The sequence below is a fragment of the Balneola sp. genome (genome assembly GCA_003712055.1).
GTDB lineage: Bacteria > Bacteroidota > Rhodothermia > Balneolales > Balneolaceae > RHLJ01.
Genome location: RHLJ01000004.1, coordinates 401,937 through 422,222, shown reverse-complemented (window position 1 = coordinate 422,222; position 20,286 = coordinate 401,937). Strand labels below are relative to the sequence as shown.

17 protein-coding genes are annotated in these 20,286 nt (G+C 36.9%); 7 read left to right on the top strand and 10 right to left on the bottom strand.

The window, feature by feature from the left end:
* Nucleotides 1–11: 11 nt before the first annotated feature.
* The 4 genes from ED557_11640 to ED557_11625 all read left to right on the top strand — a co-directional run bounded on the left by ED557_11640 (nucleotide 12) and on the right by ED557_11625 (nucleotide 4,393).
* Entirely contained in the window at nucleotides 12–1,721 is a 1,710-nt protein-coding gene (locus ED557_11640; protein ID RNC83344.1) for a hypothetical protein, read from the top strand.
* Between the two features lie 69 nt (nucleotides 1,722–1,790).
* Nucleotides 1,791–3,041 (top strand): hypothetical protein, encoded by a 1,251-nt coding sequence (locus tag ED557_11635; GenBank protein ID RNC83343.1) that lies wholly within the window; start codon nucleotides 1,791–1,793, stop codon nucleotides 3,039–3,041.
* Nucleotides 3,042–3,044: 3 nt separating this feature from the next.
* Nucleotides 3,045–3,233, top strand: coding sequence for a hypothetical protein (locus ED557_11630; protein RNC83342.1), 189 nt, complete (start codon nucleotides 3,045–3,047; stop codon nucleotides 3,231–3,233).
* Entirely contained in the window at nucleotides 3,230–4,393 is a 1,164-nt protein-coding gene (locus tag ED557_11625) for a glycosyltransferase family 4 protein (protein ID RNC83341.1), read from the top strand. Before ED557_11630 ends, ED557_11625 begins: the two co-directional genes overlap by 4 nt.
* Here the strand turns inward: ED557_11625 and ED557_11620 are convergent.
* The 9 genes from ED557_11620 to ED557_11580 all read right to left on the bottom strand — a co-directional run bounded on the left by ED557_11620 (nucleotide 4,383) and on the right by ED557_11580 (nucleotide 15,833).
* Nucleotides 4,383–5,651: a hypothetical protein gene (locus tag ED557_11620; protein ID RNC83340.1), complete on the bottom strand. Its 1,269-nt coding sequence runs from the start codon at nucleotides 5,649–5,651 to the stop codon at nucleotides 4,383–4,385. The two genes, ED557_11625 and ED557_11620, sit on opposite strands and share 11 nt — an antisense overlap.
* On the bottom strand, nucleotides 5,651–6,844 hold the full coding sequence (locus ED557_11615) for a hypothetical protein (GenBank protein ID RNC83339.1): 1,194 nt from the start codon (nucleotides 6,842–6,844) through the stop codon (nucleotides 5,651–5,653). The genes ED557_11620 and ED557_11615 overlap by 1 nt, the downstream gene beginning before the upstream one ends.
* A 217-nt stretch (nucleotides 6,845–7,061) precedes the next feature.
* A complete protein-coding gene (locus ED557_11610) occupies nucleotides 7,062–9,677 on the bottom strand; it encodes a T9SS C-terminal target domain-containing protein (GenBank protein RNC83338.1) in 2,616 nt (871 codons plus the stop codon).
* Between the two features lie 145 nt (nucleotides 9,678–9,822).
* Nucleotides 9,823–10,932 carry a glycosyltransferase gene (locus ED557_11605; GenBank protein ID RNC83337.1) on the bottom strand — a complete coding sequence of 370 codons (1,110 nt, stop codon included), beginning with the start codon at nucleotides 10,930–10,932 and terminating at the stop codon, nucleotides 9,823–9,825.
* Complete coding sequence (locus ED557_11600) at nucleotides 10,932–11,996, bottom strand: UDP-N-acetylglucosamine 2-epimerase (non-hydrolyzing) (protein RNC83336.1); 1,065 nt, start codon at nucleotides 11,994–11,996, stop codon at nucleotides 10,932–10,934. The genes ED557_11605 and ED557_11600 overlap by 1 nt, the downstream gene beginning before the upstream one ends.
* Before the next feature lie 24 nt (nucleotides 11,997–12,020).
* Nucleotides 12,021–13,088: a glycosyltransferase family 2 protein gene (locus ED557_11595; GenBank protein RNC83335.1), complete on the bottom strand. Its 1,068-nt coding sequence runs from the start codon at nucleotides 13,086–13,088 to the stop codon at nucleotides 12,021–12,023.
* Between the two features lie 62 nt (nucleotides 13,089–13,150).
* Nucleotides 13,151–14,101, bottom strand: a complete 951-nt coding sequence (locus ED557_11590) for an aspartate carbamoyltransferase catalytic subunit (protein ID RNC83334.1) — start codon at nucleotides 14,099–14,101, stop codon at nucleotides 13,151–13,153.
* A complete protein-coding gene (pyrR, locus tag ED557_11585) occupies nucleotides 14,094–14,624 on the bottom strand; it encodes a bifunctional pyr operon transcriptional regulator/uracil phosphoribosyltransferase PyrR (GenBank protein RNC83333.1) in 531 nt (176 codons plus the stop codon). The genes ED557_11590 and pyrR overlap by 8 nt, the downstream gene beginning before the upstream one ends.
* Nucleotides 14,625–14,702: 78 nt before the next feature.
* The gene (locus tag ED557_11580; protein RNC83332.1) at nucleotides 14,703–15,833 is read right to left on the bottom strand and encodes a UDP-N-acetylglucosamine 2-epimerase (non-hydrolyzing); all 1,131 of its coding nucleotides are present in this window, start codon (nucleotides 15,831–15,833) and stop codon (nucleotides 14,703–14,705) included.
* An 87-nt stretch (nucleotides 15,834–15,920) separates the two neighbouring features.
* Here ED557_11580 and ED557_11575 point away from each other — a divergent pair, with 87 nt between their 5' ends.
* The 3 genes from ED557_11575 (at nucleotide 15,921) to ED557_11565 (ending at nucleotide 18,896) form a co-directional block, all read left to right on the top strand.
* A complete protein-coding gene (locus ED557_11575; GenBank protein ID RNC83331.1) occupies nucleotides 15,921–16,730 on the top strand; it encodes a hypothetical protein in 810 nt (269 codons plus the stop codon).
* Nucleotides 16,731–16,829: 99 nt separating this feature from the next.
* Nucleotides 16,830–18,035, top strand: a complete 1,206-nt coding sequence (locus ED557_11570; protein ID RNC83330.1) for an ADP-forming succinate--CoA ligase subunit beta — start codon at nucleotides 16,830–16,832, stop codon at nucleotides 18,033–18,035.
* 99 nt (nucleotides 18,036–18,134) lie between these two features.
* Nucleotides 18,135–18,896: a hypothetical protein gene (locus tag ED557_11565; protein ID RNC83329.1), complete on the top strand. Its 762-nt coding sequence runs from the start codon at nucleotides 18,135–18,137 to the stop codon at nucleotides 18,894–18,896.
* Nucleotides 18,897–19,030: 134 nt separating this feature from the next.
* On the opposite strand, the gene bshA is transcribed toward ED557_11565, so the two are convergent.
* Nucleotides 19,031–20,173: an N-acetyl-alpha-D-glucosaminyl L-malate synthase BshA gene (gene bshA, locus ED557_11560; protein RNC83328.1), complete on the bottom strand. Its 1,143-nt coding sequence runs from the start codon at nucleotides 20,171–20,173 to the stop codon at nucleotides 19,031–19,033.
* Nucleotides 20,174–20,286 lie beyond the last annotated feature (113 nt).

Below are 20,286 nucleotides of genomic sequence, written 5' to 3'. Positions count from 1 at the left end.
CAAACCGGTTAATGAAATTTCGTCACTTACCTTTTCTGATACTTTTATCAGTTTTTCTGGCTACACCAGCCCAAACTATTTTTGCACAAGATGAAACCCAGAATCAGTCAACAGAAGCAGATATGACTGTCGGTTTTTCGTCTACTTTCGGAGGTGTTTATTATAAAGATCCACTAGGCACACAACTTTCAGGAAGGCTTATCCCATTTGAAGGGAATATTGATTTAAACAGCTATAAACTAGGTGTAAACGATCTGATCTCTATAAATATTGAAGCCAACCAGCCTATTTTTTTAAGAGGTCTTTTGGTCAATCCACAGGGAGAAGTTGTTTTACCAATGATGGGCGCTGTAAAGCTTGAAGGACTTACCATTCCGCAAGCAGAAGAGCAAATATCAGAAATAGCTTCCAGACAGCTACGTGATCCAATCGTTGATATAACTATAGAATACCCCAGACCAAATATTATCCACATTTCAGGGGGCGTACCTCATCCGGGTAAATATGTTATTCCATCACAGTCAAGATTGGATCAGGCAATTTTCAATTCCCTTACCGATGGAAACCGAAACATGGGTAGGAGTACAGTAAATTCAAGTCAAATATTGACTGGAAATTATTCCCTCCGGAACATTACAATACTTCATACAGATAGTACTATCACCACAGCGGACTTGGTCAGTTATTTCCGAACTGGCGATCTATCATCTAACCCTGTTCTTAAAAATGGTGATACTATAAATATCACAACCCTTAAAAGAGAAGCTGCAAAAGTTAGTATCTCAGGTGCAGTTAAGTCTGCTTACGAAATCGAATATCGGGAAGGTGATACCCCTTCTCTCCTTCTTGAGATTGCAGGAGGCTTTGATGTAATCGCAGACAATTCAAGGTTACATGTTTATAGACAAACTGAGGATGGTACTTATACCGTAGAGGTATTATTCGGTGAATGGGACTCTTTTCAGTTACAGCCGAATGACCGGATAATTGCGCTACAAGGAGAATATTTTGATCCATCTGCATCAGCCTGGGTTAACGGCGAAGTTAAAATCCCTGGTAATTTCCCTATTAAAAGCGGGCAAACAACCGCATTTGAACTCCTGAAACTTGCAGGTGGAATGACCAATGATGCATTACCTAGCGCTGCCTATTTAATGAGGGGCGGAGAAAGGAACAGGATTCCAAATGAGTTCAATACAGAAATAATGAAAAGAACATCTGATCAGGTACTTCAAGGATTAGAGTACCTAGATTCGGAAACTCAATTAAGCAGAAACAGGGTCTACATTGACTTAACTGATGAAGAACAAATGCAAGAGTTAAAACTCTTGGATGGAGATCGTCTTTACATTCCTAAAGATTCTAAAACCATATTCGTATTTGGACAAGTAAATAATCCCGGTTACTTCCCTTTTACCAACAGTGAAAAATCTGTACGAGATTATATAGTGGATGCGGGAGGCTTTGCCCTTTCTGCGGATCTGGACAGGATTTTTATACTAAAAGCAGGGAATTCTACTTGGTACAGAGTGGGCGATACTACCTTGGAATCCGGAGACAGGATCTATGTAGACAGACAACCTGTAGAAGAATTAAATGCGTTAAGGGCTTATGAGATTCAAAAACAACAATTAAGGAATCAACGAACTCAATTGATCATGACAGGGATTACTACCATTACTGGGATAATAACAACCCTTGTTGCTATTGGGGCATTATAATTCTGAGTTCTTTTATGCGAATTGCATAACAAAGAAATCGCTCTTTATGCCTCGCATTCTTTTAACTAAATGAGTGAACGTCTACCTGCATTCTACAAAAATTTCTTAAAGATGGTCGGGGGAACCGGGGTTGCTCAACTTATCCCATTCCTTGTTTCGCCAATCTTAACCAGGATATTTACTCCTGATGAGTTTGGTGCTTATGCGTTCTTTTTAGCTTCAATCTCAGTGATGACAATTATAGCAACCGGCAAATATGAACTGGCTTTTCTCATACCTAAGGAAAAAAGAAGAGTGTTTTCGCTCGTTGCTTTTTCTACAGGCTTAGCAATAGTTGTAAGCTCTGTATTATTTATCATACTGTATTTTTTTGGTGCCCGCTTTTTTGAATCTGTTGACTTGGAGAACTATTCATCAGCATTTATTTATGGTCTTCCAATTGCCGTCTTAATAGTTTCACTGACTAATATCTTATCCGGCGTCATGATTAGGTTGAAGCAATTTTCCAAACTATCTACAACCAGAGTTTTCAAATCTTCGGGGATTAATGGAGGACAGTTAATACTCGGCTTCTCGAAAGCATATGGTTTTGGGTTAATGATTGGCAAGATCTTTGGAGAAGCCTTGAATTTAATATTTATTATATGGCTACTTCGAAAACATATATCTGGAAACACCCCTTTTAAAAGTTCCGGCATTTTAAAAGAAGCAAAGGAATACAAAAAATTCCCTTTTGTAACCTCACCTCACGCTTTGCTAAATACGTTATCGTCCAATTCACCAAATTTTCTCTTTGTAAGCTTTTTTAGTACTGCCGTTGCCGGGTTCTATAGTTTAAGCTACAGGGTTTGCTTCGCCCCAATTCAGTTAATTTCGCACTCAATGTATCAGGTATATAGTCAGGATATTTCAGAGCGATATAATAACGGTTTGGAACTTTACCAGCATTCACTTAGAATTCTCCGGAAAATTTCCGTTTATGGTTTTATTCCTTTTTTGCTTCTCTTCTTTTTTGCTCCCTCAATTATCAAAATTTTATTTGGCTCGGATTGGACAACGGCGGGAGAATACATTCAATTCCTAGTCCCTTATTTTTACCTTTCTTTTATTACCTCTCCTTTTTCTTTTGTACCACTTCTACTCGGAAAACAAGAGGCCGCCTTCTCAATTGAAATTATAAATCTCATTCTCAGAGTTTCTGCAATTTACATAGGCTATATTTACGGTAGCGTATTCCTTTCATTATTACTCTATTCTATAGTAGGAACTTTGATTCAGAGTTATCTAATCGTCTGGTTTTTTTCATTACTTAGAAGATGAATTATGGAAGTATTCAAAGATTTTATAAACCTTCAGCCCTCTTTTGAAGCTCTTCATTACAAACGATTCTTTCGCAATGAAGAGCAAGATGCCCGGATCATTGAGAACAAGGAATTAACTATCATCATACAAAAAAATAGGTGCAAAAATACCAGATTTGTATCCTTTGAACAGTTAAATAATCAAGTATGAAGCTAGCTTTAATAAGCCATACTTATCCTACTATCTACAATCCAAAATCCGGAAAATTTGTTCAGGATCAATTTGAGCTCTTAAGCGAACTCGATGAATTTGAAACCGATTTATTTGTACCCACTCCTTATTCTATAATCGGAACCGAGAGACATAAAAAAAACCAAAGTCCATTCCTTTCTCCGAGTACGACTAAGAACAGATTTACCTATCTATCTTTTCCTAGAAAGAAGTTCCCGGGCATTGTTTCTAATTCACTTTCAAGAAAGGCAGCTCATGTTTTATCTCAAACCGACTATGATATAGTTCATGTCCATTGGCTATACCCGGATGGAATGATGATTCCGGCTTTGAAAAAAATGGGATTTAAGATAGCTCTTACAATTCATGGTAGCGATTGGTACCAATCCTATTCAGTGAAGCAGATGAGGAGTTTAATTCAAGAAGTACTCCTTCATACGGACAAGATTTTGTTTTCTGGCCCTAAAATTAGTGATGATGTAATCAACGCGTTTCCCGAAGTCGAGGAAAAATCAACCATCATATATAATATGGTTGATCCCGAAGTATATCGCCCTGTTTCAGAAGTAGAAAAAGAGGAGAACAGGAGCATTTTAAATTGGGAATCACCTAAAAAACATGCACTAACAATAGCAAATTTAAGGCCTGAGAAAGGTATCGACCGTTTAATAAGCTCTATTTATGAAAATGAAGACCTGCGGGATGTAATCTTTCACATAATTGGGAATACTGAAAACTCTTCTCATTCAAAAGAGATTGAAAACTCAATCTCAAGTAACCCATTTGGCAATATAGAACTACATAAACCTGTGCCCCCCCATGAGCTACTAAACTATTATGGAGCTTCTGATTTTTACATTCTTCCAAGCCGTCGAGAAGGATTTAATGTATCTATTTTGGAAGCTACAGCCTGTGGGATCCCAATAGTTTGCTCAGATGTAAGTGGTGCAAAGCAAGTGATCGAACTTGGAACAGGACTACTTTCTAAAAACCAGGCGGAATTGACAGACGCTATAATCAAAATGTCCCAAACCTTCTCAAACTACTCTCCTGAAATGCTTCACCACTCGGTAACTTCAAAATTTGGGAAAATACCATTCCGAGATCGTATAACTCGGATATACAACGCTATGATGTAGCTGCCTGCCCTTCTTCAATATGAGCTATTTTTATACTCGCGAATAGCAATCCGATATTAATCATATATAAACTATGTAACTGCATCCCGCCCAAAAATTGAAAGAATACCAGATAGCATATAAATGAGGCAAATAGAGCTAGTTGTATTGAATAGTCTTTTCCTGAATTTTTAAGAAGCATTACTGAGTTCCACCCTCTCTTTAAAATTTTTAGTATCAGGTACACAAAAACCACAAAACCAATAGTGCCAAGTTCTGCCAAAACAGTATAAAACTCATTATGTGGTTCATATATCCAAGCTGTTTCCTGAGGGGGATGGTACTCTTTGAACACTGTTGAAAAGCCCTGATATCCTATCCCAAAGGTATATGTATCTAGCCACATCAGAATGGCAGTTTGAAAAAGAATGATTCTAAATTTTGAGGAATCATCGGAGGTTCCAGCAAAAACATCCCCCAACCTTTCCAAAATGCTGAAGAAAATGGTTCTAATACTATCACTAACTAAGAATAAGAGTAAAAAGATGACGGTGCTCAAAATGATAAATCTTCCATCTCTTTGAATTAATGATACTAATAGTACACCAACAAAAAGAGCCACCCAGGAACTTCTGGAATAGGTCAACAAGACCGAAAAAATCATTACCCCTACCATTGAAAAGAGCAATAATTGAGCCCTTTTCGTTTTAAACCTGCCGATAAAAACTATCACTAGCATTATTGGCATAAAGAAATTACTGGCAAGAATATTAGGGTCTGCCTCTGCACCTGATGAACGGATTAATCTTGCTCCCTGATTAACATAATTAAATGCAGCTACTTCCGGATTTATATAAAACTGATAAATATTACCAAGAGCGAGTAAAAAGGCTGCTCCGATAATTACCTTAATAGCAGCATTTAAGTTTTTTGCAGTTTCAATACAATTATAGATCAGGTATGTCATTCCGATAAGTACCATATACCTTATCACATAAAAAATACCTTGCTCTCTTTCCGGGCTATAAATGAGTGAAAAGAAAATGATACTCAAAAAAAGAATATACTCTTTTTCAAGACCATAGAATTGGATCTCTAAATTTTTTACAGCAAATATGTAAAAAACGAATACAGCAAAACCAGCTATTAATGCTAGCTGGAATATTGTGAGAGGAATAGCAGAACCTTCAGACAAGTAAACAAGACCTGACATATATGCCCCAATAATAATCGGGATGATTATGTAAATCTTATTTGGGCTTGCGATGTTGACCTGCATCACCAACGTGTAAGAGATTGGATCAACTTGTTGTATCGATCGTAGTCTTCCGGATTGCCTTCTTTAAGATTGGATCTCCATTCCAATAAAAGCACTAAAAAAACGGAAAAGAATAACCCAAAAAAGAAAAAGGCTATAATGATATATGCACGCTTTGGTTTGTCTTTATAAGTTGGGATTAACGCGGGGTCGATAACCAATAACCCAGAAGAAACTTCCTCATAATTAAGTTTCTGTTGTTCGTATTGTGGGTACAACACTTTATAGATTTCTTCCTGGACTACAACATTCCTATATCTTCTCAAATACTCAAGAAATAACTCTGGCATTTCAGAAATTGCCCTAAAAATTTCAAAGTCTCCTTCTTGTTGGCCAAATCCATTTAGTAGTTCATCATACTTGTTTTCGAACTGCTGTTTCTGAGTTTTTAAATCTGAAATTTTAGAATTTGACTCTCCTAATACCTGAGTAAGGTATCCAATCTCAACTTCCAGCTTTACTATTTCTGTCCTTAATTCAGCTATAGCACTTATCTGGGCCCTTGCTTGTTCTTCTACTTGCAAAATCCCATAGCGTGTTTGAAAGGCGACAAGGCTGTCTTCTGCTTCTCTCAACTCATCTTCATTTTGAGCTAACCGATTTTCTATTAATAAAAACCCTTCTTCAATATTTTTTTTATTAAGGCCTTCAACTTTACTTTCCAACTCAGAGTAGTAAGCATTGATTAATTCAAATGCCCGTTGAGGATCTTTATCACTGTAAGCCATAGTGATAGAAATGATGTTATTAAACCCTAGTCCTGCTTCCCTGGTCTCTACAACTTCAATTCTGGTATCAAGTTTCTTTCGAAGAGCTTCAGGAATTGAAGTACCAAAAACTTCCTCAAGGTCAAACTCTTCAATAATAGTATTTTGGATTTCCCTACTTCGAATCAAAACTAATGCCTGATCTGAAGTAACATTACTTCCACTTACCGATAAATTTGCAAGTCCACTTAATAATCCCCCACTCGAAAAATTAAGAGAATTTCCATCCGTAACGATAAATGAAAGCTCTGCCCTGTATGTTTTTGGCCATAACATAGCAACACCAATACCAATTAGTGTTGCAAATAAAACCATCAAAATAATTAGTCTTTTCCTCAATGACAGGCTTAACAAGAGCTCTATGAGATTAATGGATTTTTTGTGCATTAAATATTGCTATAGATAAGATTATTAACTCATTCTGACATAATAATCAATTCTCCCTTATAGTAGGTATAGCTTTGCAATAAAAGTTGTACTGCTCTTCATATTGTAACGCATAAAAATGAGCATTACAGATATAGACTCGAGTTTCTTACCAAAGAAGATCATTTTTATAAAAAAAGGCCGGGGTAACCCGGCCTCTTTTGTGAACTACAGTAGTTTACTTGATAAGAGTCATTTTTTCTTTAAGAACCGTTGTACCTGATCTCAATTCGTAGATATAAATACCTGAGGATAAGTTACTTGCATCAAAGTTCACTGAATAAGTACCCGGCTCTTTTACCCCATTAACCAGGCTGGCTACCTTTCTTCCCAGTAAGTTATATACATCAATACTCACCTCTGAGCGATCCTTAATGGTATAATTTATAGTGGTCACTGGATTAAATGGGTTTGGATAATTTTGAGAAAGGGTTACTTCTGTTGGTACTTCAACTGTTAAATCTGGATTACCCGGGTTTACTTTAGAACTCAACCCTGTTCCGGACTCACGGAAACTAGCTACAGTCATAGCTGTTGGATGCCAATAAGTACCATTGGCATATATATGTGTTGTTTCTGAATTGGAAGTTATTGTTGGATCACCTTCTCCGTAACCATCTGAATCAAACGAAGGTCTACTTTGGTATATATTGGATCTATTTGTTGATGAATTCCAAAAGCCAGTAATCAAGTAATCTCTTCTTTCGCCATAAAAATCACCTGCAGTTATTGCTGTTAACTGTTCGATAGAAGAATCCCAAACATGGTTATCACTATGTAGCGGATTACCAGTGCCCCCTCCGACTTTAGGCTTAGAAATACTAAGTACATTCCAGTTACTGGCTTTATGCCTTGCAACTGTAGCTAAATCATCTTTAAAATCCCCATCAAAATCACCCTTAGCTAGAGCATATACATAAGTAGAGGAGTTTGTATTTATTGTAAGTGCATTGGATGATAAAACAGGGCTTTCTCCTTTGGCTATATCCGATAAATAAATATATAAATCCGAAAAACCACTATTCCATGTTGCTGTAACCAATTTATCTCTTCCTGAACCATCAAAATCTCCCGCAACCAAAGCAGTTATTTTTGGGACATTGCCGGTATACAAATTACCAGCATAAGAATAGATAGGAGAACCTTGTTTAAAGTTCTGACCCTCATTACTTACATATATGGAAGAGGTATGATAAGGAGTAGAGCCTATGTAGTAGATTTTGTAAATAGCAGTTACAACTTCAAAATCTCCATCCCCATCAAAATCTCCGGTAGCTAGTGCTGTAATTTCTTCATTAGAATTTGCATTTTGATCTGAGTTCAAGTTTTGAAAAGAATTTAGTTGATTATCAAAATAGCTGTTTACATGATCGTCTTCCGATATCCAAAAGTCCCTATCTTCTGTAGCCCAAACCAGTTCATCATCACCATCAGCAATACTCTTTCTGTCCTGATTTGTATTAATTACGTATGTGTAGTCACTACTTTCTTCTCCCCATAAATCACCAGTTGATAGATGGGTTACAACTGTACCGCCTGTAGGTTTGTGATAACCAGAAGTAGGGCACTGTCCTGTAACATTATAGCATGGACCGCTAGCTGTATTCAAAAATGAACTCCCCCTATTACTTAAATAGGTTCTGTTATCACTTCCACTTGAATTGGAAAGGGCTGTAACCAACCAATCTCGATCATGAATTTCTGTTTCTACAGCCTCTGCGTAGTTTTCGTTAACTAACCAGTGTCCCTTTGCATCTTCTCTATATTCGGGACTTCCACTTGGATAAGGATAGGAAGAGATATAGTCATAAAAAAAGATTCCATCAAAACCTAACTCATACACTTTCTTAATTGCTGCGTGGGTTATTTCATGAGACGCCAAAAAATCTGCATTATAGGTATTGTACCTGTTTGACCCCGAAATTACCGATGATTGAACAGGAATTTCTTCACCCAGAACAAGATTAGCAAATACTTTTTTGTTACTTAGATTACCAGGAAAACCTTGCAGATCATCTCTAAGCTTTTGTGAGATATAGCTCCACGCTCTAAGAGACCCATGTGAAATTATATTTGAATTGAAAGGATTAGTCTCAGGATACCATACATTACTATATACTTCTATATCATCGTCTTCAAAGTTTGCTGAATAGTTATAATAATTTACTATTAATACATCCCAAGAATTTGAATATTCCCCATAATCGTTATTGGGTTTAATTGTTGCTTGATTAGCAAACGCTGCTCCCTGGGAAATAAATACGTCTTCATTTATGCCATTGGGAACTACTGCTTTTAATTCAGTATAGAGTTTATTTAATTCGCTTGCAGCTATACCTTTATTTTCTGGCTCATCTGATAAATACCACCCCCCAATTGCTTCTGTCTCAGTATGACCTAAAATCCATTGAACATCTTCTCTGAATTTAGTTAACTCAGTTCCATCTATAATCAGATTACTTCCTGCTATTACCTCAAACCTAACATCCACAAGCACCTTAAGTCCTTCTAGTTTTGCTTGACTAAGAATATTTTGCCAAAGGCTGTTTGCTGTAGAGTTATTATCATCTGCATAGCGATATGCCTGAATCAAGTTTACGCCTTCATAAGAATTACTTGTTCCATTCTTTAAATCAGACAAGGCGTCGTTAAATGATTGGGTACCTGGAATAAATCCCACTGCTTCATCTGTTACTTTAAAAATCCCAACTGGAAAATTGTGTGATGTTTGCCTTGAATAGGAATGTGTAGTAAAAAGGAAAAGGATGAATAGAAATAAAATAGTTTTTTTCATTGGTTGCTCTCTTTAAGTTAAATTTAGAAAAAATGATTCTATGAATTTTTCTTTATGAAATCAATGATTACAAAAGAATTAACCCTTATTAAAGAGTATATATAAAATCTACTTTATTGTTCCACAAGATTTCACGCGAATGATATTAATCAATGAGCAATTGATTATATAACTGAATTAATTTTTTCTCCTCATTTTCCCAGATATATTTTCTCAAAACTGCATTTTTCCCTCTCTTGCCCATTCTATCACCCTCAATAGGATCGTTATAAATTCGTTCAACTGCTTTTGCAATTTCATTAGGATCTAATGGATTCACTAATATGCCACAATCATTTTGCACCACTATTTCCTCCCAAAGCTTAAAGTTTGAACCAATTACTGGTAGCTCATATCCCATATATTCAAAAATCTTATTTGGCTGAGCTTCAATATGATTAGGAATTGGATGAAAGATTACCAATCCAGCCAAACAAGATTCGGCAATTCTTTTTAGTTCTTCCCGATCTATGTGTCCTAAGAATTTCACGTATTTCCAACCTTCCATAGATTTTACCTGCTTTTCTACTTCAGAGTTTATGAAGGTACCCGCAAGTACTAATTGAATACTTCTGTCTCTATTTAATAATTCTATTGCCTTAACTATCTCTCTTATGCCTCTAACAAAGCTAATGCTCCCTACATAAAATACATCTTCCCTCTGCCTCTTCTCGACTTCTAAGCTTTTATTTTCAGGTTTTACTATGGGATAATTTTGTATCAGTATCGTTTGATGAGAAAATCTATTTCTAATTGAATTGGTAACTACTATTGTAGCATCAAAAGCCCTATTTCCAATCTTCTCTATAAATCCTACTAGTAGCGAAATAGTTTTTCTGAGAAAAAAAGGGATCCATTCTTTCTCTAGAATAGTTTTGGGCACATCTTCATGAACATCATAAATTACTTTATACCCGAACATCTTCAGCAACAACCCTACTGGGATTAGCTCTGGGTCATGGAAATGAAAAATTGTACCCTTATCATATTGAAAAGACTTATAAATAATCCTAGGTATTATTTTGGTTAGTCGATCTAATTTGCGAGTAGCAATTGGTAAGGCTACAATATTAATGCCGTTTTTCTTTTCGCTTTTGTGATGCTGGATTATTAAATCAACTTCGAATCCGTGGTTAACGAGTGACTTACAAATCTTGTAGAAAATCCTTGTATCTTTTGAGTGATGAACTGAAGATAGTTGAACAAGTTTTCCCATTAAGCAATCATATCATGAATTATATCTTTCATCCTATTCGCTACATTCTCTCCATACACTTTTTCTTGTTCACCTAACGGTTGAAATCCTGTTATATCTTCACTAAACATTGAGCTTCCAGCATCAGTAATTAGTAAATTCCATCCTGATTCTACGGTTTCAAGCCATTCTGTCTCAGACCTCAAAGTAATACATGGTTTATTCAATATATACGCTTCTTTCTGAATCCCTCCAGAATCAGTTATAATTTTTAGACTATTTTTTTGAAGGTTTATAAAGTCCAAATAGCCCTGTGGATTTATTAATCTGATATTATTCGCAATACTGAGCTTATTCTTTTCAATGATTTTTCTTGTTCTTGGATGAACCGGAAAAATTACTTTATGGCCTAACTTTCCCAATTCTGATAGTATATTTTTTAGAGAATCTGGGTCATCAACATTATAAGGGCGGTGTAACGTGACTAAGTAATACTCATCAGGAGTTAATTCTAAATCATAAACCACCTTAGATTTCTCCTTTGCTAATTCCACATTATTAAGAACACTATCAACCATAATGTCTCCAGTTAAATACGCTTTTTCATATAACCCTTCTTTTTTTAGGTTTGCTACTGCAGTTTTAGAAGGAGCAAATAAATGATTACTTAGATGATCAGAAACAATACGATTCTGTTCTTCGGGCATCTCCATATTATAGCTTCTTAAACCTGCTTCAATGTGTACAGTATCAATATTCAGTTTTGATGATGCCAGAATACCCGCTAGCGTTGAGTTTGTATCCCCAAAAATAATTACCAAATCAGGTCTTTCTTTAATCAAAACCTCTTCTATCTCAATAAGCATCTGGGCGGTCTGCCAACCATGGTTTCCAGAACCAACCCCTAAATTATAATCTGGGAGGGGGATATCTAATTCTTCAAAAAAAACCTTCGACATATTCTCATCAAAGTGCTGCCCTGTGTGAATGATAATTTCATTAAAATCTTCTCTTAAGATTTTCGACAAGGGAGAGAGCTTAACAAATTGTGGCCTTGCTCCTACAATAGAGATTATTTTTTTCAAGCTTTGAGTATTAATCCTTTCAATTTACCACCCAGAGTGGTTGAAGATTTTGTTCTTTATGGATTGGTATAGAAATCCACTAAAATGTCCAAGCTGCATTAATAGCAAACTTATGAATACTGTAATGAAATTGGATATCATTCCTGGAGTCTTAGCTTCTCCACGCCAGATTTCACCCTTAAACAACTTCGATTTTTTGATAGTCAAAACTGAAGATTCTATAACTAGAATAATCAACAAAAGAATAGTTATTTCTAGCGAGTAAAGGTTTACATTTAGACCCAAATCCAATGCTAAATATATAGAAAACAATAGTATGAAAATGAAGGGGATTAAACCTCTAATTGGGCCGGTTTTGGGATGTAATAATCTGGTCAAAAACCTTCCCCTACCATACCTAAAGTATTGTTTAAAGAGTTTAAAAAAAGTATCTCTAGGATAGTACCAACTCTTAATTTTAGGACTGATAAAAACACTTTCGCCAAAATTCTCTACAAGTCTCAAGTTAAATTCTGAATCTTGATTTGTTATATTTTCAGTATTAAATCCACCAAGCTTTTTCAAATCCTCTGTCCAGAAGCACCCTAAAAATACGGTATCGGCGTACCCTTCATAATCCTCTAACATATACTTTGCCCCTCCGTTTCCAAGGAAACTTCTAGTAGCAAGTGAGACTCCTGCCTGTACCCTGTTCTTTGCCATATATCTTTGAGCACCGCCCACATTTCTTGCTCCTGTTTTTATCAATGTATCAATGCATTGTTCTAAGTAGTCAGAGCTATAAACACAGTGTCCATCAGCACGTAAAAAAACCTCACCCTCAGCCAGACTGATCATTCTATTCAGTGCAAATGATTGGTATTTATCAGGGTTTTCGATCAATTTAATTCTTGGATCATTACTTGCTAACTCTAATACTATCTCTCTGGTTTTATCTGTACTTCCCCCATCTGCTATTAAAATCTCTAGAAGGTTTGGATATTCAGAGGAGAGAAAACCAGATACAACTCTTTCGATATGAGCCTCTTCATTTAGTACAGGTATACCAATAGTTACACTTGGAAAAGAGGTTATTTCGTCTGAATGAGTGATGGAATTACTTTTCTATTCTAATCTGATTAGGCGAATTTACTAAAGGTGTGATAAAAACAGTATCAAATTCTGATTCCACCACTTAATAGATAAAGAACAGCCATTCGTACTGCTACTCCATTTGTAACCTGATCTAAAATTACAGCGCGTTCGCTGTCAGCCACTTCGCTTTGCATTTCCACTCCACGGTTAATAGGCCCCGGATGCATAATTCTAAAATCAGGGTATTTTTCGAGATGCTTCAGCTTTATACCAAAATGCTCATGATATTCTCTTAGAGATGGGAATAGTTCTGTTCCTTCGTCTTGCCTTTCAAGTTGAATTCGCAAGGCCATGGCAACATCACACCAAGCTAACGTCTCTTCCAGATTATAGGATACTTCCACTCCTAAATCTTTTACATGTACCGGCATTAGAGTTTTAGGGCCACAGAGTACTACTTTAGCACCTACCTTGGTTAACCCGATAATATTGGACCGTACTACCCGGCTGTGGGATATATCCCCGATAATCGCAACTTTCTTGCCAGAAAGATCCGGATGCAGCTGCTGCATTGTAAACATATCCAATAGCGCCTGGGTTGGGTGCTCATGCGCTCCGTCACCTGCATTTAAGATGGCAGCATCTACACATTGAGTTAAAAAATGGGGTACTCCAGGACTTTTATGCCGAACTACCACCATATCAATTTTCATCGAGCTAATGTTCTGAATAGTATCTTTTAAGGACTCCCCTTTCTTAGTGCTTGAGGTACTTGCCGAAAAATTCACTACATCAGCTCCCATTCTTTTTTGAGCTAATTCAAATGAAAGCCTTGTTCGTGTACTATTCTCATAAAAGAGATTTACTATAGTTTTGTCTCTGAGGGTAGGAACTTTGGGAACAGGCCGATCCAGTATTTCCCGGAATGATTTAGCCTGATCTAATACGTATAAAATATCTTCTTTTGAATAATCGGTTAACCCAAGCAAGTGTTTCTGATCAAACTGGTAGTTGCCGGAACTCTTACTCATTTTCTACCTCCGCATCAACCAGGTAAACCGCATCTTCTCCATCAAGTTCTTTTACTTTCACCCTTACTTCTTCTTTTGAATGAGTAGGCACATAAATGCCCGTAAAGTCTGGTGCGATGGGAAGCTCCCTGTGCCCTCTGTCTACCATACAACAAAATCTGATAATTCTTGGACGACCATAGCCCATTAATGCATCCATTGCTGAACGAACTGTTCGTCCTGTGAAAAGCACGTCATCTACGAGCACAACATCACGATCATACAAGTCAAAAGGAATCTCGGTCACTTTTACTTCTGGCATCTTCAATTTTGACCGGAAGTCGTCCCTATAAAAGGTCACATCGAGTACCCCAAAATCAATTTTTATACCAAGTTCGCTATTAATACTCTCGATTATTCTCCTTCCCATGTAAACTCCCCGGGTTTGCATCCCGATAATTGCGAGTCTGGAAGGGTCATCGTAGGATTCGAGGAATTGATGAGCAAATCGCAAGTAGGTGCGATTTAAATCCTCTTCAGTCATGATTAATGCTTTCTCCAAGCGGGTAATCTATATGCGTTGAATGGTGGACAAATATAAAATCTTTTATGAAAAATATTATCAGCTTTTAGTTTGAGCAATTCGCTGGTTTTCGACAATTAATTTTGCAGCATTTCCGTCTCCAAAAAGAGGCTCTTGGGGATAGAGTTCTTCTCCTGTTTTTTCTTCCTTCAACAGGCTATCAGCCTCACTAATAATCCTTTCCTTTTTTGCTCCAACAAGAATTACTCCTGCATTTAGTACTTCTGGACGTTCTGTGACTTCTCTCATCAACAATACGGGTTTTTTAAGGCTTGGAGCTTCTTCCTGTATACCTCCACTATCTGTAATAATCAGATCAGATTCGTTCATTAGCCAAACGAATGCTTCATATGGAAGTGGGTCGATAAGGTGAATATTATTGATCCCTCCGAGTAGCTTTAATACCTGTTCCCTGACATTAGGGTTCAAGTGCACCGGGTAAATAATCTGAACCTGATTGAATGATGCTACTTCCCTTAATGCTTCACAAATATTCTTAAAACCCTCACCGAAATTTTCCCTTCGATGCCCGGTTACCAGAACAAGTTTGCTATCGGTATCTATTAATTCATGTAGCTCTTTAATCTCGTCAGTAGTAGCGAGCTTTACTTTTTCAAGTGTGTAATGAAGAGCATCTACTACGGTATTTCCCGTTACAAAAATAGAATTGGGGTCAACACCTTCATCAAGTAAGTTCTGCTTAGCTTGTTGAGTGGGAGCAAAGTTCAAATCAGCAAGGCGACTGGTCAATTGCCTGTTTATCTCTTCCGGAAATGGAGCTGATTTATTAAACGTCCTTAAACCAGCCTCTACATGCCCTACCTTTATTTGCTTATAAAAAGCAGCTAATGATGCAGCTAATGTGGTAGTAGTATCTCCATGTACATATACATAATCCGGATCTACCTCATCAATAACACCAGTTACTCCTTCAAGTATCTTGGATGTCAATTGATCAAGACGCTGATTAGGAATCATCAGGTCTAAATCATAATCCGGGGTGATACTAAAAAAATCTAACACCTGATCCAGCATTTCCCGATGCTGTGCAGTTACACAAACGAATACTTCGAACTCTTTAGGGTACTTCTTAAACTCTTTAATTACCGGAGCCATTTTAATGGCCTCAGGCCGGGTACCAAATACGATAAGTAACTTTTCGGCGTTCATTTTCAATTATAAAATTGAACGAAGGTAAAGAATTAATCAATGGGCAAAAAAGTGTTATTTGTTCTTAAATAACCGTTAAATTGAATCATGAAATTGAATGTATACCTCTTTTTAATAGTTCTGTTTTTGATCTCTTGCAACTCATCCAGTTCAGGAACGGATGACGAGCTGAGAATTATTAACCAACAGTTTGCTCTGGGTATGACTCACAATTCCCATTTGGGAAGAAGTTTCTCGAATCCGGAAAGTGCGTTTAGTGCTACTATTACGTTTGAGTTTTTTCTTGCTGAAAACACTAATCAAGAAGATATTTACGCATTCCAGATAGTAGATGAAGAAGGTGAAGGATGGGAGTATAATACAGCAGAAGTAAGTGCGGCTTATGATGAAGAAAACCATAGTCTGGTTTTTTCAGATTTAGAACTTCGGATATTTGATTCTATAAATAACCGACTTTTAAAAGCCCAATTTCTTGATGAAAATGGAAATTTGGTAAGAGAAAAAGGATTTACACTGGATAATAATTTTCCTCTCCCGGCAACATCTACTGTCCAGAATGAGACAGGTTCTTCTTTCGATATTGTTTTAGACTTCTACAATACCCCTTATGATGGTGGATCTATCCCCTTCAACATTACCATCTACAACACAATGTTTACCAGCAACACCTTTGTGTTATCATGGTTGAACGAAAACGAAGAAACTATAGGTCAAAATTTCTTTGGTTTTGATACCTTTACAGAGGTTTCACCGGGAGATTGGTCGATAACCATTGCAAATGATGATATTCCTGCTGGTGCTACCGATTATTACTTCACTATTCTTCGGGGATGGTATACTAGGGGAGGCATTTTGTTTACCAATATTGGTGAGCTTTCTGAATCACTTCAACAATAGTAAAAAGCCAGAAGGCTTCTTTCATTTCGCAGCCATTCTCGGTATTTTTGCGCTCCCTATTTTTGGAGTAACCTAAATTTTTAAACCGACTTTTTTTCCATGAAAATCCACGAGTATCAAGCCAAAGAAATTTTAAAAAGCTATGGCGTAGCTGTTCCTGATGGTATTGCTGCATTAACAGTTGATGAAGCAGTAAAAGCCGCAGAAACTTTGAAAGATGACGGTGCTACTCTTTTTGTTGTAAAAGCTCAAATTCATGCTGGTGGACGGGGAAAAGGGCGTACTAAAAAGAACAATGCCAAAGGTGTTATCCTTTGCAGATCGGTTGAAGAAGTAAAAGAAGCAGCTGAGTCTCTTCTTGGAGATGTACTAGTTACTATCCAAACAGGCGAGGAAGGTCAACTTGTTCAGAGATTGTATGTAACTGATGGTGTTGATATTGAAAAAGAATTCTACTTAGGGATTCTGCTTGACCGTGGGGTATCAAAAAATGTGATTATGGTTTCTACCGAAGGTGGTGTTGAAATCGAAAAAGTTGCTGAAGAAACTCCTGAAAAAATCATTAAGGAATGGGTTGAACCGGGAATGCCTTTGCAAGTAAACCAGGCCCGGCATTTGGCCTTTGCTCTTGGCTTAGAGGGTGATGCACTTAAGAAGGCGATCAAATTCATTATGGCTATCTATAATGCCTATCTGGAAATCGATTCTGATATGTTCGAAATCAATCCACTTATCCTTACCCCCGATAATGATATCCTTGCTCTGGATGCTAAAGTCACCTTGGATGGAAATGCATTATTCCGTCACAAAGATTTAGCTGAGTTGAAAGATGAGTCGGAAGAAGATCCATTTGAATTAGAAGCTCAAAAGTACAACCTCAACTATATCAAACTGGATGGTAATGTTGGGTGTATGGTGAATGGAGCAGGATTAGCAATGGCTACTATGGATATCATCAAACTTTCGGGAGGAGAGCCTGCTAACTTCCTGGATGTAGGTGGGGGCGCTAATGTTGAAACCGTAAAAAATGGTTTCCGGATTATTCTGGACGATCCAAATGTGAAAGCAATTCTGATCAATATTTTTGGTGGAATTGTTCGCTGTGACCGGGTAGCAAACGGAGTTATCGAAGCAGTAAAAGATCCCGAAATTGCAGCTAAAGTGGAAAATGTACCTATCATCGTACGGCTTCAAGGAACTAATGCAGCCGAAGCAAAAGAGATTATTGATAACTCTGGCTTAAATGTAATTTCAGCTGTGCTACTGAAAGAGGCCGCGGAAGAAGTTTCTAAGGTTCTGGCTTAATTTTCTTACAAACCTATTAATCACTTTACAAATACATTTTTGCTATTAAGCACCTATTTCCTTTTTATATAGTTGAAAACAATTGCTAATAGTAGATTAATGGGTAATGAAGCGTATTTTGATAAGTGGAAAGTAGGAAGCAAAAACTTATCTGGCGATAAAATTATTAAGGTTTATCACAGAAAAGAAAAAAAATTTCTTATTTATGAAACTGAAAAATCAGATTTGGTTTCATTCAATACAATTCCCAATAGCCACTATTCCAAAAACTTAATATTAATAGAAAAAGAGTTAAGTTTAATTAAAGGGCTCCTTCGTCGTAAAAGCCAAAAAAAAATTTTCAATCCTCGAATAGCTGCTGCAATTAAGTGTGCATTTTATGACGAAGTTAAAACCTCAAAAATAATTATAGAAGATGTATTAGGTTCAATCGCTAAATATAAGGTGCGTAGAGGTAGGCTAGTTTATCTATTTGGATCCATATGCCTTGGAGTACTCATCGTCGTCTTAAGTTCTCTTCTACAGTTCGAATCTACAGTACCTATAACTCTATTCCATATTATGCTTTTCAGTGTTTTAGGGGGCTTTCTATCTATTTCAACTAACTTGAAGAATATTGAGATTGATATAGAAAGTGCAAATAATTATATCCATTTCATTACCGGAATGACGAGAATTATGATCTCTATTATTTCTGGATTCTTAGCCTCTTATGTCATAGAAAGCGGTTTAGTTTTGAAAAGTATAATTAACCCTGAAAATAAGATTGAGCTCGTACTTGTTTTAATTGCTACATCAGGTTTCAGTGAAAGATTAATTCCAAATATTCTTGAAAAATTTGGAAATTCGGTAAATAATTAATTCATTATCTATGTCCCTACCGCTTCCACATAAAGTATATATAATTATGAAAGACGAAGGAAATATTAAGTAATCACAAACAAATGAAAGACGAAAATTAATACCAGCCCGACCAAAAGTCGGGCTGTTTTTATTTAGTGAACCTGAAGCACCCCATCCATTACTTCACGGTAGAAACTCTCATACATTCCAACCACTAAGTCCTGGTTAAATAGCTCAGCTCTCTTTCGGGCATTTGTTGATAGAGTATCATGTAATTCCGGGTTCGTAAGAATATTTACAGCATAATCTGCCATACATTGAGTATCATCAAGATCACATAAATAGCCAGTTTCGCCATCCACATTTACTTCCGGAAGACCACCAATATTGGAGCTAATGACGGGTACTGAACAACTCATTGCTTCCAGAGCAGCTAATCCAAAGGTTTCAGAACCAGAGGGGATTAAAAACAGGTCAGCTATAGATAATACTTCTTCTACTTCGTCCAGTTTTCCTAAAAAACGGGTATGCTCACAAATTCCGAGTTCACGGCACTGCTGCTCAGCTTTCTGTCTATCTGGTCCATCACCAACGAGTAATAGCTTTGCTCCAATACCATGTTCGAGAATTTTAGAGAACACAGTAATTACTTCCGGAACTCTTTTTACCCTTCGGAAATTGGACACATGAACTACTACTTTCTCTCCATCAGGGCAGATAGCTTTTTTAAAATGGCTTTTGTTAGACTTCTTGAATCTGCTTAGATCTATAAAGTTTGGAATTACTCTAATGTCCTGATCAATTTCAAAATTCTTGCACGTCTCTTCTCTCAGATAATCTGAAACTGCCGTTACCCCGTCACTTTTGTCAATAGAAAACTCGACCACATGCTTATAGCTTGGGTCTTTTCCAACCAGGGTAATGTCTGTGCCATGAAGTGTTGTAACAATAGGCACAGTTTTGCCCTTTTCCATCATAATCTGCTTTGCCAGGTAAGCACTTGTTGCATGCGGAAGAGCATAATGGACGTGAAGCAAATCGAGGTTTTCATACTCGATCAAGTTTACCATTTGCGATGCCAGCGCTAGTGCATAGGGCGGGTATTCAAACAATGGATAGGAATTTATAGATACTTCATGATAAGTAATGTTTGTATCCAGGGTCTCAAGTCGGGCGGGGCGTGCATAACTGAGCACATGAATTTTATGCCCTTTCATTGCCAGTACCTTTGCCAATTCTGTGGCAACCACACCGCTTCCCCCAAAAGTAGGATAACAAACTATTCCAATATTCATGTATTAATGCTCCACTAAATATGAGCCAAAAAAATAAAGATTCTTAGGTTTATTATTCTCATTCAAAACATCCTTTAACACCTCAATGAACGTACAAATATTTCGAACCGTGC